Annotated in this window: 21 protein-coding genes and 1 pseudogene; 11 read left to right on the plus strand and 11 right to left on the minus strand. The window is 57.1% G+C overall.

What is annotated here, in order from left to right:
- The first annotated feature begins 72 nt into the window (after nucleotides 1-72).
- Genes hisD through EC836_RS11715 form a run of 4 tightly spaced genes read left to right on the plus strand, consistent with a single transcriptional unit; the run spans nucleotide 73 to nucleotide 4,524 of the window.
- Nucleotides 73-1,386, plus strand: a complete 1,314-nt coding sequence (hisD, locus tag EC836_RS11700; protein WP_123333235.1) for a histidinol dehydrogenase — start codon at nucleotides 73-75, stop codon at nucleotides 1,384-1,386.
- A 9-nt stretch (nucleotides 1,387-1,395) separates the two neighbouring features.
- Nucleotides 1,396-2,151: an SDR family NAD(P)-dependent oxidoreductase gene (locus EC836_RS11705; protein WP_123333237.1), complete on the plus strand. Its 756-nt coding sequence runs from the start codon at nucleotides 1,396-1,398 to the stop codon at nucleotides 2,149-2,151.
- Nucleotides 2,152-2,181: 30 nt separating this feature from the next.
- Complete coding sequence (locus EC836_RS11710; protein ID WP_123333239.1) at nucleotides 2,182-3,510, plus strand: MFS transporter; 1,329 nt, start codon at nucleotides 2,182-2,184, stop codon at nucleotides 3,508-3,510.
- Nucleotides 3,511-3,516: 6 nt separating this feature from the next.
- Complete coding sequence (locus EC836_RS11715; protein WP_123333241.1) at nucleotides 3,517-4,524, plus strand: alcohol dehydrogenase catalytic domain-containing protein; 1,008 nt, start codon at nucleotides 3,517-3,519, stop codon at nucleotides 4,522-4,524.
- 17 nt (nucleotides 4,525-4,541) lie between these two features.
- On the opposite strand, the pseudogene EC836_RS24975 reads toward EC836_RS11715, so the two are convergent.
- A pseudogene (locus tag EC836_RS24975) lies at nucleotides 4,542-4,646 on the minus strand (MOFRL family protein); the annotation flags it as partial.
- A 502-nt stretch (nucleotides 4,647-5,148) separates the two neighbouring features.
- On the opposite strand from EC836_RS24975, the gene EC836_RS11725 reads away from it, so the two are divergent.
- Complete coding sequence (locus EC836_RS11725; RefSeq protein WP_123333243.1) at nucleotides 5,149-6,024, plus strand: AraC family transcriptional regulator; 876 nt, start codon at nucleotides 5,149-5,151, stop codon at nucleotides 6,022-6,024.
- A gap of 49 nt (nucleotides 6,025-6,073) precedes the next feature.
- Here the strand turns inward: EC836_RS11725 and EC836_RS11730 are convergent, their stop codons facing one another.
- Both EC836_RS11730 and iolG read right to left on the minus strand, forming a co-directional pair.
- A complete protein-coding gene (locus tag EC836_RS11730) occupies nucleotides 6,074-7,033 on the minus strand; it encodes a sugar phosphate isomerase/epimerase (protein WP_123333245.1) in 960 nt (319 codons plus the stop codon).
- A gap of 3 nt (nucleotides 7,034-7,036) precedes the next feature.
- Nucleotides 7,037-8,038, minus strand: coding sequence for an inositol 2-dehydrogenase (gene iolG, locus EC836_RS11735; RefSeq protein WP_123333247.1), 1,002 nt, complete (start codon nucleotides 8,036-8,038; stop codon nucleotides 7,037-7,039).
- A 697-nt stretch (nucleotides 8,039-8,735) separates the two neighbouring features.
- Here iolG and EC836_RS11740 point away from each other — a divergent pair.
- Both EC836_RS11740 and EC836_RS11745 read left to right on the plus strand, forming a co-directional pair.
- Nucleotides 8,736-10,136 (plus strand): sugar porter family MFS transporter, encoded by a 1,401-nt coding sequence (locus EC836_RS11740; RefSeq protein WP_233599279.1) that lies wholly within the window; start codon nucleotides 8,736-8,738, stop codon nucleotides 10,134-10,136.
- Nucleotides 10,137-10,255: 119 nt separating this feature from the next.
- Complete coding sequence (locus EC836_RS11745) at nucleotides 10,256-10,843, plus strand: TetR/AcrR family transcriptional regulator (protein ID WP_123333251.1); 588 nt, start codon at nucleotides 10,256-10,258, stop codon at nucleotides 10,841-10,843.
- Between the two features lie 23 nt (nucleotides 10,844-10,866).
- On the opposite strand, the gene EC836_RS11750 is transcribed toward EC836_RS11745, so the two are convergent.
- The 3 genes from EC836_RS11750 to EC836_RS11760 are packed head-to-tail and all read right to left on the minus strand — an operon-like array spanning nucleotide 10,867 to nucleotide 14,121.
- Complete coding sequence (locus EC836_RS11750; RefSeq protein WP_123333253.1) at nucleotides 10,867-12,351, minus strand: FGGY family carbohydrate kinase; 1,485 nt, start codon at nucleotides 12,349-12,351, stop codon at nucleotides 10,867-10,869.
- Nucleotides 12,348-13,298: a transketolase family protein gene (locus tag EC836_RS11755; protein ID WP_123333255.1), complete on the minus strand. Its 951-nt coding sequence runs from the start codon at nucleotides 13,296-13,298 to the stop codon at nucleotides 12,348-12,350. The genes EC836_RS11750 and EC836_RS11755 overlap by 4 nt, the downstream gene beginning before the upstream one ends.
- Nucleotides 13,291-14,121: a transketolase gene (locus tag EC836_RS11760; RefSeq protein ID WP_123333257.1), complete on the minus strand. Its 831-nt coding sequence runs from the start codon at nucleotides 14,119-14,121 to the stop codon at nucleotides 13,291-13,293. The genes EC836_RS11755 and EC836_RS11760 overlap by 8 nt, the downstream gene beginning before the upstream one ends.
- A 313-nt stretch (nucleotides 14,122-14,434) precedes the next feature.
- Between EC836_RS11760 and EC836_RS11765 the strand changes: the two genes are divergently transcribed.
- Nucleotides 14,435-15,385, plus strand: coding sequence for a sugar-binding transcriptional regulator (locus tag EC836_RS11765; RefSeq protein WP_123333259.1), 951 nt, complete (start codon nucleotides 14,435-14,437; stop codon nucleotides 15,383-15,385).
- Here EC836_RS11765 and EC836_RS11770 read toward each other — a convergent pair.
- From EC836_RS11770 to EC836_RS11780, 3 genes are all read right to left on the minus strand, one after another.
- Nucleotides 15,382-16,872, minus strand: a complete 1,491-nt coding sequence (locus tag EC836_RS11770; RefSeq protein WP_158612784.1) for a DUF5605 domain-containing protein — start codon at nucleotides 16,870-16,872, stop codon at nucleotides 15,382-15,384. The genes EC836_RS11765 and EC836_RS11770 overlap by 4 nt on opposite strands.
- 16 nt (nucleotides 16,873-16,888) lie before the next feature.
- On the minus strand, nucleotides 16,889-18,250 hold the full coding sequence (locus EC836_RS11775; RefSeq protein ID WP_123333263.1) for a glycoside-pentoside-hexuronide (GPH):cation symporter: 1,362 nt from the start codon (nucleotides 18,248-18,250) through the stop codon (nucleotides 16,889-16,891).
- 325 nt (nucleotides 18,251-18,575) lie between these two features.
- Complete coding sequence (locus EC836_RS11780; protein ID WP_123333265.1) at nucleotides 18,576-19,058, minus strand: helix-turn-helix domain-containing protein; 483 nt, start codon at nucleotides 19,056-19,058, stop codon at nucleotides 18,576-18,578.
- 508 nt (nucleotides 19,059-19,566) lie between these two features.
- Here EC836_RS11780 and EC836_RS11785 point away from each other — a divergent pair.
- The gene (locus EC836_RS11785; protein WP_123333267.1) at nucleotides 19,567-20,769 is read left to right on the plus strand and encodes an MFS transporter; all 1,203 of its coding nucleotides are present in this window, start codon (nucleotides 19,567-19,569) and stop codon (nucleotides 20,767-20,769) included.
- Between the two features lie 65 nt (nucleotides 20,770-20,834).
- Here EC836_RS11785 and EC836_RS11790 read toward each other — a convergent pair whose 3' ends face one another.
- On the minus strand, nucleotides 20,835-21,269 hold the full coding sequence (locus EC836_RS11790) for a DoxX family protein (RefSeq protein WP_123333269.1): 435 nt from the start codon (nucleotides 21,267-21,269) through the stop codon (nucleotides 20,835-20,837).
- A 337-nt stretch (nucleotides 21,270-21,606) separates the two neighbouring features.
- Here EC836_RS11790 and EC836_RS11795 point away from each other — a divergent pair, with 337 nt between their 5' ends.
- On the plus strand, nucleotides 21,607-22,728 hold the full coding sequence (locus EC836_RS11795; protein ID WP_255416843.1) for a nitronate monooxygenase family protein: 1,122 nt from the start codon (nucleotides 21,607-21,609) through the stop codon (nucleotides 22,726-22,728).
- Nucleotides 22,729-22,800: 72 nt separating this feature from the next.
- On the opposite strand, the gene EC836_RS11800 is transcribed toward EC836_RS11795, so the two are convergent.
- Nucleotides 22,801-23,730 carry a DMT family transporter gene (locus EC836_RS11800; RefSeq protein ID WP_123333273.1) on the minus strand — a complete coding sequence of 310 codons (930 nt, stop codon included), beginning with the start codon at nucleotides 23,728-23,730 and terminating at the stop codon, nucleotides 22,801-22,803.
- Between the two features lie 132 nt (nucleotides 23,731-23,862).
- Here EC836_RS11800 and EC836_RS11805 point away from each other — a divergent pair, with 132 nt between their 5' ends.
- Nucleotides 23,863-24,351, plus strand: coding sequence for an Lrp/AsnC family transcriptional regulator (locus EC836_RS11805; protein WP_123333275.1), 489 nt, complete (start codon nucleotides 23,863-23,865; stop codon nucleotides 24,349-24,351).
- The last annotated feature ends 27 nt before the right edge of the window (nucleotides 24,352-24,378 follow it).

The following is a 24,378-nucleotide window of genomic DNA, read 5'->3' on the forward strand; positions in this document are numbered from 1 at the left end:
AGTCATATATATGACACAGGAGTATCGACGCGATGAACAGCCGTCGGGCACATTTAAACCTCGGAGATGCGTATGTCTGTAACCTGGTTAAAAAAAGCAACTAAGACCCCGGAGTCCAATACTTCAGAAGCTCGTCGTGTGGTTGAAGAGATGCTCACGACAATAAAAGCCGAAGGGGAAGAGGCGGTGCGCCGCTATGCCCACACGCTGGATAAATGGAGCGGGGAGATCGTTCTGACCCCGGAACAGATTGCGGCGCAGATACGCGAAGTCCCCGCCGACGTCCGTCGGGATATCGACTATGCCATTGAGCAGGTTTACACCTTCGCCTGTGCCCAGCGTGAGTCGGTGAAGGATATCGAGGTGACGCTGCCTTCCGGGCTGATCGCCGGGCAGAAAGTGCTGCCGGTCAATACCGTCGGCTGCTACGCCCCGGCAGGGCGCTATGCCCACATCGCCTCGGCCTATATGGGCGTGGCGACCGCCAGGGCCGCCGGAGTGAAAAATATTATCGCCTGCTCCGGGCCTTACCTCGGCCAGTCGATTCATCCCTGCGTGCTTTACGCCTTCCACCGGGCGGGAGCCAGCACCATCATGACCCTCGGCGGCGTGCAGGCGATTTCCACCATGGCGTGGGGGCTGTTCACCGGTACGCCTGCCGATGTGGTGGTGGGGCCGGGCAATAAATTTGTTGCCGAAGCCAAACGTACCCTGTTTGGACAGGTGGGCATTGATGTGTTTGCCGGGCCGTCGGAAGTGGCGGTGATTGCCGACGACAGCGCCGATGCCCGCGTGGTGGCCTGCGATCTGGTCGGCCAGGCGGAGCACGGGCATGAATCGCCCGCCTGGCTGTTTACCACCTCCCGCGCGCTGGCCGAGGCGGTGATGGCGGAGGTTCCCCGGCTGATCGATCTGCTGCCGCCGGTGGCGCGCGATGCGGCGAGCTGTGCGTGGCGTGACTACGGCGAAGTGATCCTGTGCGACACCCGCGAAGAGGTGGTGGCGATCTCCGACCGCTACGCGTCCGAACATCTGGAGGTGCATACCCGCGATCTGAACTGGTGGCTGGACTCTCTCAGCTGCTACGGCTCGCTGTTCCTCGGGGAAGAAACCACCGTGGCCTTTGGTGATAAATGCAGCGGGCCTAACCACGTGCTGCCGACCAAAGGCGCGGCGCGCTACTCCGGCGGCCTGTCGGTGCATAAATTCCTGAAAACGCTGACCTGGCAACGTATGCCGCGTGAAGCAGTCCCGCAAATCGGTGAGGCCACCGCGCGGATATCGCGCCTGGAAGGGATGGAAGCCCACGCCCGCACCGCCGAAATCCGCCTGGAAAAATATTTCCCCGGCATCGCTTTCCAGCTCGGCACGCCGGTGACGCGCTAAGGAGAACTTATGCATCCTGCATCCTTATTTGATCTACAGGGCAAAACGGCGCTGGTTACCGGCGGCGGAAGTGGGATTGGCGCGGCGATGGCGGAGGCGTTAGCCCGGGCCGGTGCCTCGGTGATCCTCGCCGCCCGCCGCGAAGGGCCGCTGGCGGAAACGGCGCAGCGGCTGAACGAGCGGGGACCGACGGTGCGTTATTTCTGTGCCGACGTCAGCAGCGTCAGTGAAATCAATGCGCTGGCGTCGCAGTGCGGTGCGGTGGATATCCTGGTCAACGCGGCAGGGATTAATCTGCGGCAGCCGTTTGAGGACGTCAGCGAAGCCGCCTGGGACCAGCAGCTGGCGTTGCATCTTAAAGCACCGTTTTTCATGACCCAGGCACTGGCCCCGGGCATGGCGCAGCGCGGCTGGGGGCGAATAATCAATATTGCTTCGCTGCAGTCCCTGCGCGCCTTTGACAACAGCGCACCCTACGGCGCGGGTAAGGGCGGTATTGTGCAGCTGACGCGGGCCATCGCCCAGCGCTGGGGGCGCGACGGCGTGAACTGTAACGCCATCGGCCCCGGATTCTTCTCCACGGCGCTGACCGGGCCGGTGTTTGCCAGTGACGAACTGCGCGAGCGCCATGCGGCCCACACCTGTCTGGGGCGCAACGGCGAGATGGCCGATCTGCACGGCGTCACGCTGTTTCTCGCCAGCCAGGCCAGCGCCTACATCACCGGGCAAACACTGATGGTCGACGGCGGCTACAGCGCCGTCTGACCCTGACTTCTCAGCGCAGAGGAACACATTATGCAACAGCCAGCCAGCGGTAACCTGCGGCGCGTCACGGTGTCGAGCCTGTTCGGATCGACAATCGAGTGGTACGACTTTTTCCTGTACGGCACCGTCGCCGGCATGGTGTTTAACAAGCTCTATTTCCCGGAGGGCGATCCCTTTATCACCACGCTGCTTTCCTACGGCGTGTTCGCCATTGGTTTCTTAACGCGTCCGCTGGGGGCCATTATTTTTGGTCACTTTGGCGATACGCTGGGCCGCAAAAAAATGCTGATCCTGACGCTGGTGATTATGGGCGGGGCCACGGTGTTTATCGGCCTGATACCCAGCTATCACCAGATCGGGCTGTGGGCACCGTGCCTGCTGGTGCTGTGTCGCCTGATTCAGGGGATTGGCCTGGGCGGTGAATGGGGCGGCGCGATACTGATGACCTATGAGTCGGCACCGGAAAAACACCGGGCCTTCTTCGCCAGCATTCCGCAGATCGGCATGTCGCTCGGGCTGCTGCTGGCCTCGGGGGCGATTGGTCTGGCGTCACTTTTGCTGACGGACGAGGCGTTTATGTCCTGGGGCTGGCGGGTGCCGTTCCTGCTCAGCGGCGTGTTCGTGATCATCGGTACCTACATCCGCAACAACGTGGCGGAAACCGAAGATTTCCTCAGAGCGAAAGAGGCGCAGAAGGATAAGCCGAAGCGCATTCCGCTGGTGGAGCTGTTCCGTAAGCATACCGGGCTGGTCTTTACCTGCATGGGGATGCGGCTGATCGACGGCGTGTTCTTCAATATTTTCGGCGTGTTCTCGCTGACCTGGCTGACCCAGACGCTGGATATTCCCCGGGGGCAGGCCATTGTGGCCATCCTCGCCAGCGCCTTTGTAATGAGCTTCTTTATTCCGTTCTGGGGCTATATGGCCGACCGCTACGGTCGGGCGAAGATCTTCGCCATGGGCGCCACGCTCTCCGGGTTGTCTGCCTTCCCGGCGTTTGCGCTGATGCACGGCCATGCGGATAACATCTGGATTATCTGGGCATCGATTGTTATTCCGTTCGGCATCTTCCATGCGGCGGTCTTCGGCACGCTGTCGTCGGTGTATTCGGACTGCTTTGACGCCTCGATTCGCTATACGGGCATCTCCTTTGCCTATCAGATTTCCGGCGTTTTTGCCGGCGGACTGACCCCGGTGCTGGCGACGATTTTCTCCGAAATGCTCGGCGGGAAACCGTGGCTGATCTGCGCCTATGTCCTGATTATCGGCCTGATCAGCGCGGCCTGTGCGCTCTATTTATGGCGTCGTACCCACGGTGCCGGTCGTCTGGCGATGGGCCAGACCTTAACGATGAAGTGAGGAACGATGAAAGCATTAGTTTATACCCAACCTTACCGGGTCAGCGTTGAGGAACGCCCTTATCCCCAGCTGGAGGACGGCAGCGAGTTGGTGCTGATCCGCATCGGGGCCGCCGGGATCTGCGGTTCGGATATGCACGCGTTCCACGGCAGCGATCCCCGTCGTCAGCCCGGGCTGGTCCTCGGCCATGAACTGGCGGGCGAGGTGGTGGAAAGCCAGTCCGCGCGTTTCCGCATCGGTGACCGTGTCACGGCCAATCCGCTGATTACCTGCGGGCAGTGCGAATTCTGTCGCCAGGGGCGCGATAATCTGTGCAGCGACCGCCATATGGTGGGCATGGACTGGGCGGGCGCGTTTGCCGAGTTTATGAAGATCCCCGCGCGCTCGGTGGTGAAGCTGCCCGATTCGCTCTCCGTGCAGCACGCCGCCCTGACGGAGCCCGCCGCCACGGTGGTTCACGCGCTGAAGTTGACGCAGCGAGCGTTAACCCTGCCGCTGGCGGAAACGCGGGCGCTGGTGATTGGCGGCGGGGCTATCGGCCTGCTGACGGTGCTGGTGCTGCGCGCCTGGGGCTGCCGGGATATCACCCTGGCGGAAACCAACGGCCTGCGGCGGGAGGCGGCGGTGCGGCATACCGGCTGCGTCGGCATCAATCCGCTGGAAACCCCGGTTGATGAGGCGCGGATGCAGCTGGTGGTTGATGCGGTGGGTGCGGCCCCGACGCGGCAGATGGCGCTACAGGCGGTGAAACCCGGCGGGGTGGTGATGCACATCGGCCTGCAGGCGTGGGCCAGCGAAATCGATATGCGCAAGCTGACGCTGGCGGAGATCACCCTGCTCGGCACCTACACCTATACCATGGATGATTTCTGCGTCACGCTGAAAATGCTGGGGGAAGGGGCGCTTGGGCCGCTGGACTGGGTGGAAACGCGCCCGCTGGCGGAGGGCCAGCAGGCGTTTGACGATCTGGAATCGCAGCGGGTTTCGGCGGCGAAGATTCTGCTGATCCCCTGACTCGGGGATCGTGCATTTCAGGCAATCAGAATCGCGCGGATGTCGTTAACGTTGGTCAGCGTCGGGCCGGTGATCAGCAGATCGCCGGTGGCGTGGAAATAGCTGTAGCTGTCGTGGGCATCTTCAAAGCACAGGCCAGGCTTGAGCATAAACCCGGTATTGCGACCGCCTGGCCGTCTGCTGCTGCAATATGAACGGTGACAAGGTAATATCTGCGGGATATGCTGCGGCTGCTGAACGAGCACAAAGGGGCGTTGACCGGTGGGCTGTAACATCATAGATATCGGTGAAATCTTAAGCCGTACGTCGGGTGAGTTTATACACGATGCTTTAACTTCCTTTGTTCTGCAATTTACTTCAGCGTCAGTTCGCTTTCGCCGCTTTCCAGCCCGGCAACTACGGCCTGGCGGAGCAGTTCATCGCTCGCTTCTGAGTGTGACCCTTATCACGTAAAAGCAATTTTTAACCATTAGTGATGTAACCCTGACTATCTAAATCAATCATTTCATCATCTTAGCGTGATACCTGCCACAACTTCCCGCCTTGCAACTTGTGCATATTCAGAGAGAATAAACCCGACCCTGCCAGCGTTCCGCGCTGCGAAAATAATACTGTGAGGCTGTTATGCTGACCCACTGCCAGGATGACGTCACCGTCTATCCCGATTACGTCGCGCACACCGCGCCGAAGCTGCTGTTTGTTTGTAAAACCCAGGGCGAAGAGTCCGCCATCCCGCGTGTGATGCATAAGCATGACGACCGACTGGAAATCATGTTTGTTGCCAGGGGCAGCGGCCAGTACCTGATCGGGGGCCGTCAGTACCTCGCGCAGCAGGGCGATATCCTGATTTTTAACCAGGGCGTGGTCCATGATGAGCGTCCGCATGTCAGCGAGGATTCGCTGATCTACAGCTGCGGTATCAGCCAGCTGCACATCGACGGGCTGCCTGAAAATCACCTGATAGGGCGCGATAAAAGCGCGGTGATTGCGGCAGGGGAGCAAAGCCAGGCGCTGTGTGGCCTGTTTGATGCGCTTTGTGCGCAAATTTTTAATAATGAGCGCCACCACGGTGTGGTCACGCATCACCTGCTGAATGCGATCGTGGTGATCTGTCGCAATATCTGCCTGGCGCGCCATGAACAGCTGGAAAAAACCGACGCCTCGCTGGGATTGTCGATTAAGCAGTTTATTGATGAGCACTATAAAGAGCCGATTAACCTGGAGTCGATTATGGCGGCGTCCGGGATCACCCGCTTCTACCTGATCCACCTGTTCAAGAAGTTCTCCGGCTACACGCCGAAGCAATACCTGATTCGGCGACGGGTAGGGGAAGCCCAGTCGCTGCTGGTGAATACCGATATGGACGTTACCACCATCGCCGGCGAGGTGGGCTATGAGAGCGTCAACAACTTCCATCGGGTATTTAAAATGGTGGTCGGCATTCCGCCTACGCAGTACAAAAAGCTGTGGATGGAGGGGATTCAGGTAAAGGCGGGATAACGAGAAAGCCCGCCGGGTGGCGGGCTTGAGTGCGGCGGCTGTTTTTCGATCAGATAGCCGGTAACACGTAGTCTGACTTCTCAATGGTTGCCGTGCGCTTCAGCAGATTCACCGATTTAATCACGCCTTCCATCCTCGACAGATTCATATCTTCATGCTCGATGCTCAGGGTCAGATCCGGGCTGGCAAAATGCGCCAGATGGTAGCAGAAGGCATTCCACCACGGTTCCGTCTGGCCGTAGCCCAGCGTCACGTAGGACCAGCTGCGTTCGCGGCTCTGCGTCATCGGGCGATTATCTAGCGCCGTGGCGGTGGCGCGGTTAACCGTGTCGATAAAGGTATCCTTGGCGTGGACGTGATAGATCATGCTGCCCGCCTGGCGAATAAACGCCAGCGGATCGCCGCCCATCCACATAATGTGGCTCGGGTCGAAGTTCAGGCCCACCACATCACCGGTAATCTCCCGCAGCTGCAGGAAGGTCGGCAGGTTGTAGGCCAGCTGCTGGCCGTGCAGTTCGATGCAGATTTTCACGCCGTAGGTACGCGCCGCCTCGGCGGTTTTGCCCCAGTAGCCTTCGGCCACTTCCCACTGATGTTTCAGGATGGTCTGCGTTTCAGGTGGCCATGAGGTGACAATCCAGTTGGGATAGCTGTCGCCCGGCGCGCCCGGCAGGCCGGACATGGTGATGACGTTTTCCACGCCCAGCAGGTTAGCCAGCTCCAGGGTTTTATACAGGCAGTCGGAGTGGATCTTCCCGGTTTCACCCGGATGCATCGGGTTGCCGTTGGCGTTCAGCGCGGAGAGCGTCAGCCCGTTATCGTCCAGCCTGCTCTTCAGCTCCGCCCGGGCGTAGGTGCTGGAAAGCAGTTTTTCCAGGTTGAGGTGCGGGGCGGTTGACCAGTTGCCGGTGGCAAACTCGATGCAGTCCAGCTTCAGTTCCGCTGCGGTTTTGATCACCTCATCCACCGGGAGATGGGCGAGGCTGTCAGACACTAATCCGATTTTCATCTTTTATCCCTCCAGGTTAACGCTAACGACTTTCTGCGTTTTAAACGATTCGATCGCCGCTTCGGCCAGCAGCAGCGCGCGTAGCCCGTCGTCCGCGTTGGTGGGTACCGGGCGATTGTCTTTCAGCGCGGCAACAAAGGCTTTCCACTGCTCGCTGAACGCCTCCTGATAGCGCTCAAGGAAGAAGTGCAGTGGCTTTTGCGCCTGCGCGCCGAATTCTTCGGTCACTTTCACCAGCGTGGTGGTCGGCACGTTGTGAACGTACAGGCAGCCTTTCTGTCCGTGTGCTTCGATGCGCTGATCGTAGCCATAGCCTGAACGGCGGCTGTTGTTGATCACCGCAATCTTGCCGGAGGCGGTCTGCAGGGTGATCACCGCCGTATCAACATCCCCGGCCGCTTTCACCGTCGGGCTGACCAGCGCGGAGGCGATGGCCGACACCGACACCGGCTCTTCGCCCAGCTGGAAGCGCGCCATGTCGAAATCGTGAATGGTCATATCGCGGAACATACCGCCGGAAACCAGCAGGTAGTCGTCCGGCAGCGGCGACGGATCGCGCGAGCAGATTTGCAGATGTTCCAGTTCACCAATCTCGCCGCCGCGCAGGGCACGGTTAAGGTGGGCGTGGTTCGGATCGAAACGGCGGTTAAAGCCAATCATAAACGGCACGCCGAGCGCTTTGATTTCGGCCACGCAGGACTTCACGCGCTCGATGTTCAGGTCGATCGGCTTCTCACAGAATATCGCTTTGCCCGCGCGGGCGGCCTGCAGGGAAAAACCGGCATGAGTATCGGTGGAGGTGGCAACCAGCACCACGTCAACCTGCGGGTCGGCGATCGCTTCATCTGCTGAGAGTACGCGAGCGGCATACTTTTCGGCGAGGGTTGACGCCGCCTCTGCGTAAATATCCGATACCGAATAAAGCACCGTGTCCGGATGGTCGTGAATATGGCGAGCGTGAACCTGAGCAATGCGCCCGGCACCTAATAAAGCAACTTTTAGCATGTTAAACCTCAGCAGAATGAAATTAAGTGCAAAAACGTTTGCCCGAAGAGCAACTTTTAATGGTGAGGGAAAGAACGGCGGTAAATCCTACTTATTCCTCCCTCGTGCACAAACCCAAGAATATATCTGTGAATTTTACGTTTCAATAAATTTGTTTGTGGAATTTTTATTTTGTTACACAGGTAACATTTCTCACCGGGTGCGAAAAGTTGCTGTGATATAACTTATTATTAAATATAGATAAATGAAGATTATCGTCGTGAATTTGTCCTAAGTCCTTACTGAGATGAGTGTTAAATGGGCGTTTCAATGAGGAATTATTTGTGAGGTAGATGTTTATTTTTAGATCTTGAAATCAGCACGGCTACCTATAAAATGGATTAAAATCAATGCATTGTGTTTTTAGTGGATTTGGCGATTTTTTGTACACAGCGCCGATCTTTGTGAAAGGCCTCACAGCTCTTCACGGCTTTCCGTTGCAGAGCAACTTCCGTCATTGGAATATAAATTTCATTCGTGATTAATAATAGAACAAACGACACAGGGGTGTGCGGCGTTTAAAAACGACTTATTGACGTTGGTGTTTGTACCTGAAAACAGGCAGCCATTAATTACCTCAATACGCTGCCTGATATTATCTGACTACCAGGATGAGATAATCACGATGGAAGAAAAACTGGCTCGACAGAATACAGCCGTGCAGGATCAATCCTCCGGGAAAAATATAAAACGCATTACGCTGGTGTCGACGATTGGCGGTTTATGTTTTGGCTACGATACCGGGGTGATCTCCGGCGCATTACTGTTTATGAACCGCGATCTCGGGCTGAGCCCGGCGGCGGAAGGGTTTATTACGTCTTCGCTGCTGTTTGGTGCGGCGTTTGGCTCCCTGTTCGGCGGCATGCTGTCGGACCGCCAGGGGCGCAGGAAAAATCTGCTGTGGGTGGCGATTATCTTTATCTTCGGCGCGCTGGCAACGGCGGTGGCCTGGGACATTCCCTCCATGCTGGCGGCTCGCTTTATTCTCGGGCTGGCCGTAGGCTGCGCCTCGGTGACCGTGCCGGTCTATATTGCCGAACTGGCCCCGGCCAACCAGCGAGAACGGCTGGTGACGGTTAACGAGCTGATGATCGTCACCGGCCAGTTCCTGGCCTACTCGGTTAACGCCGGGATCGTCAACGCGTATCCCGAACTGAGCCACAACTGGCGCATTATGCTGGCTATCCCGGCGATCCCCGGCGTGCTGCTGTGGTTCGGGATGATGATGATGCCGGAATCACCGCGATTCTTCCTGCAGCGCGGCAAAGAGAAAGAGGCGCGCAGTGTGCTGTCGATGGTGCGCCAGCCGGAAGAGGTGGAGAAAGAGATTGCCGATATTCGTCAGATTATCGCGCTGGATGCCAACGCTCCGAGCATTCGCGAGGAGCTGAGCAAGAAATGGGTAATTAAGCTGATTCTGATTGGCCTGATGATCGTGCTGGCGACCCGCGTTACCGGGGTTAACACCATCATGTACTACGCGCCGAGCGTGCTGAAATCCACCGGACTGGGCGATGCCGCCGCCGTTACCGCCGCCGTTGCCAATGGGTTGATATCGATTATCGCCACCGTGCTGGGCATGGCAATCATCGGCAAAATCCCCCGACGCAAAATGTTCCTCAGCGGCCAGATCGCCGTAACGCTGGTGCTGGTGATGATTGGCCTGGCGTTCAAACTCTGCTTCCACTACGAAGATCATAACGGGGTGAGCGTACTGCAGGGTAACTTTGCCGGTGCCAGCTACATCATTCTGGCGCTGATGTCATTGTTTCTGGTGTTTATGCAGGGCTGGATTGCGCCGGTATTCTGGCTGATGCTCTCGGAAATCTATCCGCTGCGGATACGCGGGCTGGGGATGGGCATTGCGGTATTTGGCCTGTTCGGCTTCGACTTTATTATCCAGTCGCTGTTCCCGATTATGCTTAACGCCTGGGGCGGCGGCTCAACCTTCGGCGTGTTTGCCCTGTGCAATGTGGTGATGCTGGTGCTGCTGTTTAAGTATCTGCCGGAAACGCGCGGCCTGTCGCTGGAAGAAATTGAGAGGAAGTTCAGGGAGTAGGGTAAATTCCCGAAAGTCCCCAATAAACCCGGCCCAGGCCGGGTTTTGCCGCAGGACATTCTTAGGCAGGGCAACATAATTATGTTACTGTATTGCATGATTTTTGCCACGGAGCCTCCATGAAAAACGCGACCCCGCCCATGCGAAAAGGTGAAAAGACCCGGGAACGATTGCTGGCGGTTTCCGCAACGCTGTTTGCGAAAAAGCAGTTTCACGGTACCCGTATCAGCGACATCGTCAAAGCCGCTGGCGTCACGCAGCCCAGTTTTTACAGCTATTTTCAGAGCAAGGACGAAATCTACAGCCTGCTGATCGATAAGTTCGATCGCGAGCTGGAAGAACTGGTGGCTTCGATGCTGATCGATGCCTCGCTGCCGAAGGAAAACGTGCTGGAAAACGTGTCCGCCAGCTTCCTGCGCTACCTTGAATTCTTCCACCGCAACCGCGAGCTGACAATGATCAGCCTTTTCCAGCAGCCGCAGGATCGGGAAACGCGCGATAAGCTGAAGCGCTGGATCGCGCGCAACATGCTGATTGAACAGCAGCGGGGGTTTTTCAGCCCGGATATTCCGGTGGAGATTATGGCGGACTGCTATCTCGGCGTGCTGCTGCAAACCATGCTGATTGCCACCGAGGCAAACGAGCTGCAGCAAATCAGTGAGGAACGAGGCCGCTTTATCTATGGCGGCCTGACGTTTCGTCGTTAATGTGGAATGAATAACACCTGCTTTCAACCCGGCTGGAAACGGCAGCGGGCGATAGCCTCCCGCCAGCCTGCGTAGCTCTGCGCCATCGCTTCGGCCTGCTCGGGCCTCGGTACGATCACCGCACCGCCCTGTAGCGCGGCCAGGTCACGCCCATGCTGCCACCAGCCCAGCACTTTCCCCGCCATCACCGCCGCCCCTAATGCAGAGACTTCAGGCGTTGGCGCGCAGCGCAGCGGGCGCTGCAGGACATCGGCCTGTAGCTGCATCAGCCAGCGATTGGCGGTAGCGCTGCCGTCAACGTAGAGTTCCGGCAGGGCATGGCCGCACGCCTGCTCCATCGCGAAGAACACATCCGCTATCTGGAACACAATCGATTCCAGCGCCACCCGCGCCAGCGTTTCCGGCGTGGCCGCATCGGTGAGGCCGCAGATCAGGCCGCGCGCCTTCAGATCCCACCACGGCGCACCCAGGCCGGATAGCGCGGGCACAAAGTAAATGCCCTGGTTCGATCCGGCCGTTTTCGCCATCTCGGTCAGGCGGGTTGGGCTGTCGATGCCCAGCATTTTTGATACCCAGGCGGCCCCCGATCCCGTATGGGTGATATTGCCTTCCAGCGCATAGCGCAGCGTACTGTCGTGCCAGGCCACCGTCGTGCTTAACCCGGATTCGTTCTGTACCGGGCGATCGGTGGACATCATCAGCGACGATCCGGTGCCGTAGGTGGATTTGATGGTGTCCACGCCCGGTCTGGCGCGCGCATACAGCGCGGCGTGAGAGTCGCCAACGCGAGACAGCAGCGGCACGCCCACAGGCAGCCCTACAGCGGCATCGGCGGCGGTTTCACCGCAGGATTCGGCCGAAGCGATGACCTGAGGCAGGGCGGCACGCGGAATATGGAACAGTTCCAGCAGCTCATCGTCCCACTCTTTTTTCTCCAGGCTGTAGAGCTGAGTGCGGGCCGCGTTGGCGTGGTCGGTGACAAACACCGCGCCGCCGCTCAGTCGCCAGCTCAGCCAGCTGTCGACGGTGCCGATGCACAGTTCACCGTTCTGCGCGCGGCGATAGCCGTCCGCGATGGACTGCAGCATGCCGGTGAGCTTGGCGGCCGGAAACATCGGGTCTACCGCCAGCCCGGTAAGTGCGGTAATTCTGGCGTTCTGGCCGCTTTCCTGCAGCTGCTGACAAAAGGCTTCAGAACGACGATCCTGCCAGCTGATCAGTGGCGTAACGGGTTCGCCGGTTTTACGATCCCAGATCAGCACCGATTCACGCTGATTGCTGATCGCAATGCCCGCCACCGGCTCACCGCTCAGGCGGATACACTCCTCAATGGCATCCTTCACCGCCAGCCAGATCGTCCACGGATCCTGCTCGGACCAGCCGGGCTGCGGGTGAGACAAAGAAAGAAGGCGGCTACTGCGTGCGACCACCTCGCCTTCACCGTTGATTGCCAGAACCTTGGCGTTGGTCGTGCCTTCATCAATCGCCAGTATCACCGGTGAGGTCATACATTTTCTCCGCGAATAAGATGCTGTGCCGTGCGGGCGATGCCCTGCGCATCAATCCCCAGCCGGTCACGCGTTGCGGCGCGGTCGCCGGCGATCGCGTACTGCCCGTCCGCCAGACCCAGTCGCTTCAGGCGAATGCCCAGACCGTGTTCCGCCAGCACTTCCGCCACCAGACTGCCGACGCCGCCGTTAATGTTATGTTCTTCAGCCGAGACGACGTACGGCACGTCTTTCAGCTGTTCAAACAGCGCCTGAGTATCGCACGGACGCACCGAAGACACGGAAATCACTTTGGCAGAAATGCCCTGCTCGTTGAGGATCTCCGCCGCGCTGACCGCTTCATGCACGGTAGAACCCAGCGCCACCAGCGCCACGTCCGAACCCTCGCGAAGGGTATCGATTTTACCCGGTACAAACGCATAATCGTCGTCGTGCAGTACCGGCAGCGCTTTGCCATCCAGGCGGATGTAAACCGGACCGGTGTGGCGCAGGGCATAGTCAATGATTTTACGGCATTCCACCGGGCAGGACGGCGCGTAGATTTCAATGTTGCCGAAGCCGCGCATGATGGCGATATCGTCGGTGCTGTGATGGGTGCTGGCCAGCGGGCCGTAGCTGGCACCGGCGTTCAGCCCGAACAATTTTACGTTGGTATTGTTATAGCAGACATCGACCTTCACCTGCTCGTTGGCGCGGGAAATCAGGAAGGGTGCGGCGTTGCAGGTAACGGCGACTTTGCCGCCCAGCGCCAGGCCTGCGGCGGTGCCCACCAGCGTCTGCTCGGCGATCCCGACGTTGACCAGCCTGCCGGGGAACGCTTTAACAAACGGACTGATTTTTGCGGTTGAGGTGGAGTCGGCCACCACCGGAACCAGATCGATCCCTTCGTTCACGGCGTCTATAAAGGCGTCAACCATCACGCTTGCCAGGTGTTCTGCATTACTCATCGTTCAGTTCCTCCAGCGCCAGCGCGATCTCTTCGCCTTTTGGCACGCGGTGATGCCATTCCGGCTGCCCCTGGATAAACGAGATCCCGAAGCCTTTTTCCGTATTGGCGATAATAACCTGTGGTTTTCCGGCGGGTTTTAACCCCTCCAGCGTGTCCACGACGTCCTGCATATCATTGCCCTGGCACTCGGTCACATCCAGGCCAAAGGCACGCCACTTTTCCGCCAGCGGATCGGTATTCAGGATGTCGCGGGTGGCACCGGCCAGCTGCAGTTTATTTTTATCGTTGATGATAATCAGGTTATCCAGCCCGTAATGGGCAGCGACCAGAGCGGCTTCCCAGTTACTGCCTTCGGCCAGTTCGCCGTCCCCGGTCACCACAAAGATGCGGCGAGCGTGATTGCTTTTTTTCGCCGCCAGCGCCAGGCCAACCGCAACCGGTAAACCATGGCCAAGCGCACCGGTATTCAGTTCGATACCCGGGGTTTTTTGCCGCACCGGATGGCCCGGCAGGCGCGAATCCGCGTGCTGGTAGGTGGGCAGCCACTCGGTCGGAAAATATCCTGCTTCGGCCAGGACGCAATAATAGCCGCCCACCGCATGCCCTTTGGACTGGATATAGATATCCCGATCCTCCGAGTCGGTGCGGTCCGGCGCGCAGTTCAGTATGCGAAAATAGAGCGCCGTCAGGATTTCAACCTGCGACAGGTCCGCGCCGGTGTGGCCGCCCGCCGGGCTGTTGGCGTTCAGCTCAATGATGCGGCGACGTATGGCGCGCGCCTTTTTCTGCAGTTCCGGCACATCATATCTGAAAGGATTCATCTGCTACTCCTGAATACTAATTCATGCATGAATAAATATTCATGCGGGGTAAAAATAAAGACCGTTTGTCAGCGGCCGTTCAGTTTTGAAACCGTGTTAACTGCAGTTCGCAGGTTTTTTTACGTTCGGGATTGAATATATATTCACTATTGATTTTATATTTATTATTATGACCGCAGTAACAGGGGCAAACTATCGCTTCAGCCTATAATTGAGATCGCGATCACAATTTAACCGCAGATATTATCCGCCGCCATGGTGCTGACTTTAGCTTACGCTCTGCGCAGTCAGGAATGTTTAACTACGAGGCTTTATGATCAGGCAAAACGAAATCAGATTGATGGTGAAAATCGCCAACCTTTATTACAACGAAGGCGCCAAGCAGGCTGAGATCGCCACCGCGCTGAATCTTTCTCAGTCTTTTGTCTCCCGCATGCTGAATCGCAGCGTTCGCGAGGGGATTGTTAAAATCAGTGTGGTCCAGCCTGATAACGTGTTTCCGCAGCTCGAGCGCGGCATTGAACAGCGATACGGCATCCAGCAGGCGATCGTGGTGGACGTTGCGGAAGATGACGATGCCGCACAGGTGCGCAAGGCCATCGGTGCCGCCGCCGCGCATTATCTGGAAACGCGGCTGCGCAACGGCGAGCTGGTCGGGATTTCATCCTGGAGCAGCACCATCAAAGCGATGGTCAGTGAAATGCACCCGCAAACGGTCAAAGTTGACGGCGTGATCCAGCTGCTTGGCGGCGTAGGCGTTAACGGCAACGTGCAGGCCACCATTCTGACCCAGGACCTGGCAAACCGGCTCAGTTGCCGCGCGTGGCTGCTTCCGGCGCAGTCTATCGAAGGCTCGGTGACCAGCCGCGATCTGCTGGCGGCGAGTAAGGATGTCAGTGAGGTGCTGCACAAGTTTAATGAAGTGACCACTGCCGTGGTCGGCATCGGCGATATGGAACCGTCGCAGCTGCTGCGCCACTCGGGCAATTACTACGATAAAACGATGCTGCTGTCGCTGACCGAAAAAGGCGCGGTAGGCGATATCTGCCTGCATTATTTCAACGAGGCGGGCCAGCCCGTGTTGGATGAGGATGAAGATCCGGCGATTGGCATGACGCTGGCACAGCTAAAAAGCTGCCCGCATGCCATTGCGCTGGCGGGCGGGCAGGAGAAGGTGACGGCGATTAAAGCGGCGCTGAGTGGCGGGTATCTGAACGTGCTGATTACCGACTACCCCACGGCGCGCGCGCTAATTGAAGATTAAACGGCGGTTATGCGCAGGGCGATGCCGGGGCGGCCGGGCAGCGGCAGCCTGTCGCCGCTGCGCCACGTTCCGGGCACGCGTTCCACGGTCATTGCCCAGGCGTCGATAATCTCGACCACAAACTCTTTCCCTTCCGGCAGCATGGTCAGCAGCTTAAAGCCCGGCTGGTTGTCGCCGAACCACAGCAGCCAGTAATCGTCACCCATATGACCGATGGTGACATCCCACTGCGAGTGGCTGCGGCCCTTCCACGGCGACAGGCGTTTTGCTTCGCCATCTTCAAGGATATTGCGCAGGAACGCGATGCGTTCGGGGCTTTCGCCTTTGAGTTTGCCGCCGTGCGACCACCAGATGATTTCATCGTCGCTCAGATAGCTTTCGCCATGGGTCACGTAGCCCCCGGCGCAGACGCCCTCCCAGGTCAGGTTGAGCATCTTGCGGCCGCTGATATTGCCCCAGCCGCAGTCAACGTCGCCTTCATAGCGGCATTCATCAATGACGATCGGTTTACCGAACTGCTCGCGCCAGGCGGGAACGAACCACAGATCGTGGTGCTGGATGCTGGCGTGGGTAATCAGCGGGTCAGTCTGATCGTACCAGTGGTCGTTGCTGGTGTAATGAATCGGCGGGTTATGCCAGTTATGGATCGAGATAAGATGCCCGTAGGGATCGTCCGCCGTAATCTGCTTAAACACACCGTCCCAGAACGACAGGGGTTTTTTACGCAGCAGATCGAACTCGTTGGCCAGCGACCACCAGACGTTGCTGAAGCTGGAGAGGCGGGCCACCAGATAGTCCACATAGCGGCGATCCGTTTCGGCCTCCATCTCCGCAAAGCCCCAGCGGTCATAGGGATGAAAGATAATCAGGTCGGCTTCAATCCCCCGATCCTTCAGCGCGTCGATCTGGTTTTCCAGCTGGTGGAAGAAGGCGCAGTCGAAGCGTGAAAAATCAAACCCGTCGGTGATATTGCCCGGGAACGGGAACCGCTGCGGCTCGTTAAAGTTATAGGTGTAGTGTTTTGGGAACACGCACATTCTGATCTTGTTAAACGGCGAGGCCGTCAGCGAGGCCAGCGTCTGCTCCTGCACGGCGTCAGACTGATAGTTCCAGACGTAGGCGGTGGTGCCGAACGGATACCAGGCCTTGCCGCTGGCGGTCCGGAAGTGGAAGGTTTCATCCGTTTCTATCGGTCCGCTGGCATCAGCGTCTGCCGGCGTGCAGTTAACGCTGCCGGTAATGCCGCTGAGGCTGGCGATATTACTGTCGGTACAAAACGTCCAGATGCCTTCACTTTGCGGCATAAAGCGCAGCAGGAACCGGCCATGGTCATCGTAAAACCCGCGCACCACCTTCCGGTCGTCGCCATTGCGGAAGGTGGCCGCGATCCAGGACAGTGTAAAATGTGCCGGATCGTTATCTGCGGTAAAAACGAATTCGGCACGCGACCATTTCGCGGTGGTCAGTATGGAAGGGGAAACTAACATCTCAGGATTCCTCAGCTTAGTGAATACCGGGCTGGTGTGGCAGCGATGACGACGCGTGCGCCGCCTGGCTGTCATCCAGATTAAAGAACATAATCAGCACCAGGCTGATGCCGTGGAAGATGGCGGGTACGCCAGCAATCAGGAAAATAATGCCTTTCAGGATCTCGGGAGTGATGGCAACACCGGCGTGATAGCCACTCATGCTTAAGACAAAGCCCACCAGCCCTCCGGCAATAGCCAGGCCGATTTTCATCGTGAACAGGGTGCCGGCGGCGATAAATCCGGACATCTTCAGGCCGCTTTTACGCTCGCAGTAGTCCGCGCATTCCGACGGCAGCGCCCAGGCGGTGATGGCACCGATTTCGGCGAGCAGGACCGAGACCACCAGTAATGCCACCGCCAGCCAGATATTTTCCGGGCTGACAAAAAACAGCGCCAGCGCAGCAATGCATCCTCCGGCCTGGGCCAGCTTGAGCGTGCCCAGCGCACTGACTTTCTTACGTTTTATCAGCTGCAGGGCGATCATCGGCGCAATAATCCCGGCGATGGCGGTGGCGGAGAGCAGCCCGGAGACGAAGCCGTCGCTGCGGCCGAGGAAGTACTTCACGAAGTAAATCGTCGCGCTGCCCTTAATCACGAAGGCGATTGAGCTGGTGATTTTGAAAATGTAGAAAATCACCACCGGGCGCGCGGAAAGCGTGATACGCAGCTGCTGCTTAAAGGAAACGTTTGACGCCAACGATGCGGGTTTCACACGCTCTTTGGTGCCGAAGAAGCAGCTCAGCATCATGGCGGTGGCCAGCACGGCAATCATGCTCATTGCCACCATATAGGCCTGCGCTTCATTATCCTTGCCGTACCAGGCAACGAACATCGGCACCGTCACCGAGCAGATCAGGAAGGACATCTTCGCCAGCGGGAAGCGCCAGGCGTTGGCGGCCAGCCGTTCCTGCGGATCGCTGGTCAGCGCCGACAGCAGCGCGACGTAGGGAACCACCGTTGAGGCATACATCAGGATCAGGAACAGATAGGTGGCATAGGCATAGACCAGTTTTCCCGTCGGGGAAAAATCGGGTGCCAGGAACACCAACAGGCAGGAGAGGCCATACGGCACCGCCAGCCACAGCAGCCAGGGGCGGTAGTGCCCATGCCGGGTTTGCAGCCGGTCGGCGACGTTACCGATAAAGGGATCGTAAAACGCATCCACCAGGCGAGCGATAACGAACAGCAGGCCCATTGCCGCCGCCGAGATACCCAGCACGTCGGTATAGAAATAGGGCAGAAACATCATCGTCATGCCGAGGAAGATATTGGCGGACGAATCTCCCAGACCAAAACAGATTTTTTCCCGCACGGACAGCTTGTGAACCGGTTCCATTTCTACTCCTGAATATATATTCAATTGGGATTATATATTCTATTCTGCGGGATACCGGTAACAGCCTGCCAGTGGACAAAGTGGATTCTGGAAGAAGGCTCACATTATTTTTTTAGTCAGCTAGATAATTTTTGCAATGATAATGTCATTATCATGATGATATTTAATGATTTATTTTACAAAAATAAATGTTATTGGTAAGTAGTATTTTGGGGGCGAGGTGCAGGATACGAGATCAATGCAAAGTCCCTAACAATCTGGTCTGCGAAAGTCCATCCCAGTCTGCCCAGACGGAGATCGTTGTCATCGTCGGTTCCTTTGTTGGTTATTTCGAGTGACTTCGCGTTTTAAGCAGACCAGCAAGACCCGCTGAGGTGAGCGGTACATCTGCCGGAGTAGCATCATTACTCTTTTTGGCAGTGGCGATAGAGTATGGCGCGGCTTTCTCTTCTCGCGCATTACTATCCTCAGATGATGGGACAAAGCTGGAACGCGCCTCGCGTTTCGATTTTTTTGTTGGTGAAGACAGCTGCGAATCCTGAAGCTGACGGCCCAGCAGGTCGTTGGCCGGCAGCAGGTTCAAATCCTGCTCCAGGCCCAGCACCTGCATTACCGACAAATAGGCACCGATGGTCACTCCCGATCCTCCTGACTCCAGCGATCTTAAAGTCATCGCAGTCATACCTGCGCGCTCTGCTACCTGCTTAGCGGTTAACTTACGGCGTTTTCGAGCAAGCATCAGGCGTTCTCCCAATGCATTGAGAAGATCGATGGTTTGCGGAAGAAGTGGGGCGGTTTTTTTTGCCATAGTGCTAATAATTTATCATTTCAGTACTGTTAATGATGAAATATTAGCACTTATTGATGTGAGGCTTAGTTTTTGGCGTGGGAGGGAAGATGACGCGGTTTGTTTCCCCGATATCTTTTTTGGTCAACAGACGACCGTAAATTCTGCCGCCTGAAAGTGAAGTGTCATGTCATGACTGGTCAGGCGGAAACCGCCAGGCCGTCAGTTAATGGCTGGGGAACGCAAACTGAGAAGCTTCATGCGCTGTCTGTTTCGGCCAGCGCTGGGTGATAGTTTTGCGGGCGGTATAGAAACGCACGCCATCTTTCGCGGCTAAGCGATTTTTCTGCTAAGGATTTGCGGAGTTATTTTTTTCGTTCAAAACTCCATCACCCGTCACTTTTTTAACTTGTTTCCAATCTTTAACATCTGCTAAAAAGGGGTTGCCAGGACGGCATCTGATTCATGGCAAATTCAATTCTCCTGCGTTAGAACAATAACGTATTAAAACTATCTTACTGGTATAAAAATGAATAATACTGCGGCCGTTGCGCGGCCAAAAACCTGGATGAGCGTGCTGCTTGTTCTGGGGTTAACGCATTTACTTAACGATCTTATTCAGTCTCTGATACCCGCCGTTTACCCGATACTAAGAGAGAAATATCAGCTCGATTTTGTGCAGATCGGTATTATCACCCTGACTTTCCAGATTGCCGGATCGCTCCTGCAGCCGGTCGTGGGCGCGATTACCGATCGTCGCCCGTATCCTTATTCCACCGTGCTCGGCATGATGTTTACCCTGGCCGGACTGGTGGGGCTGGCGTATGCACCAAGCTATCATCTGATCCTGCTTTCCGCTGCCAGCATCGGTATTGGTTCCTCCATTTTCCACCCGGAAGCGACCCGTATGGCGCGCTACGCATCCGGCGGCAGGCAGGGGCTGGCTCAGGGCATCTTCCAGGTGGGCGGGCAGGCCGGCGGGGCGATGGGGCCACTGTTTGCGGCGCTGATTATCGTGCAGCGCGGGCAGGAAAGTCTGGCGTGGTTTGCGGTGCTGGCGCTGTTCGCCGTGGCGCTGATGATCTGGACCGCCGGACGCCACGATGCCATGAAGCACAGCTTTATTCAGTCGGTAAAAGCAAAGGCAAAAAGCGGACACAAGTCCAAAACCTACCCGCCGGCGGTGGTGGCAACCGGGCTGATCGTGCTGACCCTGCTGATGTTTTCCAAAAACGCCTATAACGAAAGCTTCCGCTCATTTTACACGTTCTATCTGATGGACCATTTTGGTGCCTCGATCACCACATCCCAGTTTATGCTGTTCCTGTTCCTCGCCGCTTCGGCGGTGGGTGCGCTGCTGGGCGGGATTCTGGGTGACCGCATCGGCCGCTATAAAATCATCTGGATTTCGATTCTTGGCCCGCTGCCGCTGACGCTGATACTGCCGTATGCGGATTTCCACTGGACGGTAGTGCTGACAATTCTGATCAACCTGATCATGGCCAGTGCCTTTGCCGCCATTCTGATTTACGCCATGGAGCTGGCACCGAATCGAATCGGTCTGGTCGGCGGATTATTTTACGGGCTGAACTTTGGTCTGGGCGGGATTGCTGCGGCGGTACTGGGCGCGCTGGCGGATAAAACCGGTATTGAGAATGTCTACTGGCTGTGTTCATTCCTGCCGCTGGCGGGGCTACTGGCGTGGTTCTTGCCTAAAATCGACAACGCATAAACCCGCGTTCAGTGGGTTCAGCAATAAATCGGGCAGCTTTCGCGACAGGCGGGCCGCCCGTTTTTTTACCGCCAGTTGGGATTCGCTATCACTGAGTATCTGCCGCTGCCGAGGAACAGTAAGATAACCGACAGCATCACGTAGAATACCAGGTCTTCTATAGCCCATGCGCCGGTTTCACTCAGCGCCAGCGTATTATCAACGTCCACCAGCAGCCATGCCACTACCATCGTACCAATGATTGCCAACGCGGAGGGGCGGCAGAGGATACCGAGAATAATCAGTATCGGAGCCACCACTTCACCCAGGTAAACGCCGTAGCCAACAAAGGCGGGAACGCCATGTTCGCCGAGGGTGTTTAAAATAAAACTGATACCGCTATGGACCTTGTGCCAGCCGTGAAACAGTAATAAGCCACCCAGGGTTATCCTTAACAATAAGGCGGCGACGTCTTTATTGTTAAGGCGACTATTGATATTCGCGAGGATATTTTCAATCATGATTCAGCTCCGATTTTTTATAATTCAAATATAACGGCTAATGCTGTGTTCAATGAGATATCCACTCCGAAAGCGGTTAATGGCATCCTCGCCATTAATACCTGGCTGCAGAGTTATTTTAGAGAGTAAAGAGAATCATTTACGATAATTAACTTAGTGTAAATTTTTACCGCAGGCAATCATATTTTAAATTCTTTTTTAGAATAATTGAATTGAACAATATAATAACAATTATCTCACATTAAATATATTTTCAATTCTCTATTGCGCATCCTTTTGTACTCATAAAAGTAATATTGAGAGCGCCAGCCCGCACAAACGATCTTATACTCTTGCCATTCGTTTTTATGGTCCGTCCCGCAACGCCGCAAAGGATGATCGAATGGACAATGAGCTCTGCAAAACCCTTAACCTCCGCTTTCCGCTGATTCAGGCGCCGATGGCCGGTGTCTCCACGCCTGAACTGGCCGCCGCCGTCAGCAATGCCGGGGCGCTGGGCTCGATCGGCGTAGGAGCATCAACGCCGCAGCAGGCGGAGGCGATGATACGGCAGTCGCTGGCGCTGACCAGCGGCCCGCTCAACGTCAATGTTTTTTGCCACGCCCCGGCGCAGCGCGATGCGCAGCGGGAAAGCGCGTGGATTGCACGTTTTGACGAGCGCTTCAGGCGCTTTGATGCGGCTCCTCCGGCAGAACTGTCCGAGATTTATCAGACCTTCTGCGGCAATGACGCGATGCTGGAAGTGTTACTGGCCACCCGTCCGGCCGCCGTCAGCTTCCATTTCGGCCTGCCTTCGGCGGACTTTATCCGGCGGCTGAAATCGCAGGGCATCGTCACGCTGGCGACGGCGACCAGTCCTGAGGAAGCGCAGGTCATTGAGGCCGCAGGTATCGACTTCATCGTTGCACAGGGCATTGAGGCCGGAGGGCATCGGGGTATTTTTAACCCGCGTGCTGAAGATCGGGCGCTCAGCACCTTTACGCTGGTACAGGCGATACGCCAGGTTTCCCGGCTGCCGGTGATTGCCGCAGGCGGCGTGATGGACGGTGCGGGAATCGCGGCGATGATGACGCTGGGTGTAACGGGCGTACAGCTGGGTACCGCCTTTGTATTGTGCCCGGAATCTGCGGCGAATGCGGCTTACCGGCAGTTGATGAAAAGCGCACAGTCAGCCAGTACTGTCATGACGGCGGCGATATCCGGGCGACCGGCGCGCTGCATTACCAACGACTTTTGCCGCATGATGCAGGATGTTCCGGTGCAGGCTATCCCGGATTATCCGCTGACCTATGCGCTTGGCAAAGCGCTGGCGGGTGCGGCCAGTGCAAAAGGCGATCACGGCTACGGTGCGCAGTGGGCAGGTCAGGGTGCCCCGCTTGCCCGCGAGCTGCCCGCGGCTGAACTGGTGAACGCGCTGGTAGCCGAGTGGCAGGCCGCGGAAGATTTGACGATGGGTTGATGTCGGGCGTCGAAAAACGGTGATGTGCTGGATTTAACGGGGTAAGAGGCCCGGTTGGGCCTCTGAGAAAATTTACTTTTTCACGGCGGCAAACGTGGTCAACATCACGCCGGAGAAAATCAGCAGCAGCCCGGCGATATACAGCGATGACAGCGTGTTGTGCAGAAACACGACGGCGGCCACCGCCCCGATCAGAGGTACGCCGAGGGTGACATTGGACATGGTAAACACGCTCACCCGGCGGCCATGCTCGGATGAGATCACAAAGCACAGCGACGTCGCCACCGGGCCGATAAACAGCAGTAGCCAGAGCAGGTTCGCATTGAATGCAATCGTCGCCGGTGAGCCTTCCACACCCCAGGCGATCAGCGCCAGCGGAACCGCAGCCAGCAGCATTTGCCACGGGGCCAGCGACAGCGGCGATGATGCCCAACGGTGATGGCGCACGTGGACGATCACCAGCGACCAGGAAATTGCGCCGATAATCAACAGCGCCGCGCCCATCAGTACCTCGGGGTTATCCCACTGCATTTCCCACGGCGAGCAGATAAGCCCGATACCGGCCATTCCGGTCAGTAGCGCCACCAGCTGGAGTTTAGACGGTGCATGTTTCAGCAGCATCCATGAAGTGAGGATCCCCCACAGCGGCGTGGTGTACGCCAGCAGTACCGCATGGCTGGTGTCGGTGTGGCGCATGGCGATCATCCCCAGCCCGGTGAACACCATCATCTGCATAATCCCCACCGAGGCGACGATAGGCAGATCCTGACGCGACGGCAGTCTGAGCTGGCCGCGCAGGGCGACAAAAGCAAACAGGCAGATCCCGGCCGAGCCGAAGCGGATCGCGGCCAGCCACAGCGGGGGCGTGACGTTCAGTGCCAGTTTCGTCGCGGGCCAGCTTAAGCCCCACAGCACCACCATCAGCAGCAGCCATAACAGGGTGGATCGCCCGGCGTAACGGGCTGCATTTTGTTTCAGGGCTTCGGAAGTGATAACGCTCATCGGGTTTCCAGATAAATCAGCATGAATACGATAATGCTATGCCGCTTCATCAGGTAAAACCGTGCTATTTTGTTCTTGTCTTGCGTCGTTAAAGAAAAAATTAACGCTAAAAGCTATCAAGAAAGGAAAACTATGCCGCAACAGAAGCCGCAGCTGGATGAAGTCAGTCTTAAAATCCTCGATATCCTGCAGCAGCAGGCCGATATCAGCAATGCCGAACTGGCCGAGCGGGTCGGGCTGTCGGTGTCTCCGTGCTGGCGACGGGTGACCGAAATGCGCGAAAAAGGGGTAATCCGTGGCTCGGTGATGCTGGTGGATCCGGAAAGTCTGGGGCTGGAGGTCAACGTTTTCGTCCACGTCACCCTCAGGCATCAGGATAAACAGTCGCTGGAGGAGTTCACCAGCACCGTCAGCAACCGGCCTGAAGTGATGGAATGCTATCTGATGACCGGGGAAGCCGATTATCTTTTGCGCGTGGTGGTGGAAAACCTGAAGAAATATCAGGTGTTTATTCAGGAGTGCCTGACGCAAATCCGCAGCGTGGCGAGTATCCGTTCCAGCTTTGCCCTGAGCCAGGTGAAGTACACTACCGCACTGCCGACCGAGCATCTGCTGCGCTAATGATGAGGCAGATGCGGGCGGTTGATG

The organism is Erwinia sp. JUb26 (assembly GCF_003751505.1).
Classification (GTDB): Bacteria; Pseudomonadota; Gammaproteobacteria; order Enterobacterales; family Enterobacteriaceae; genus Erwinia.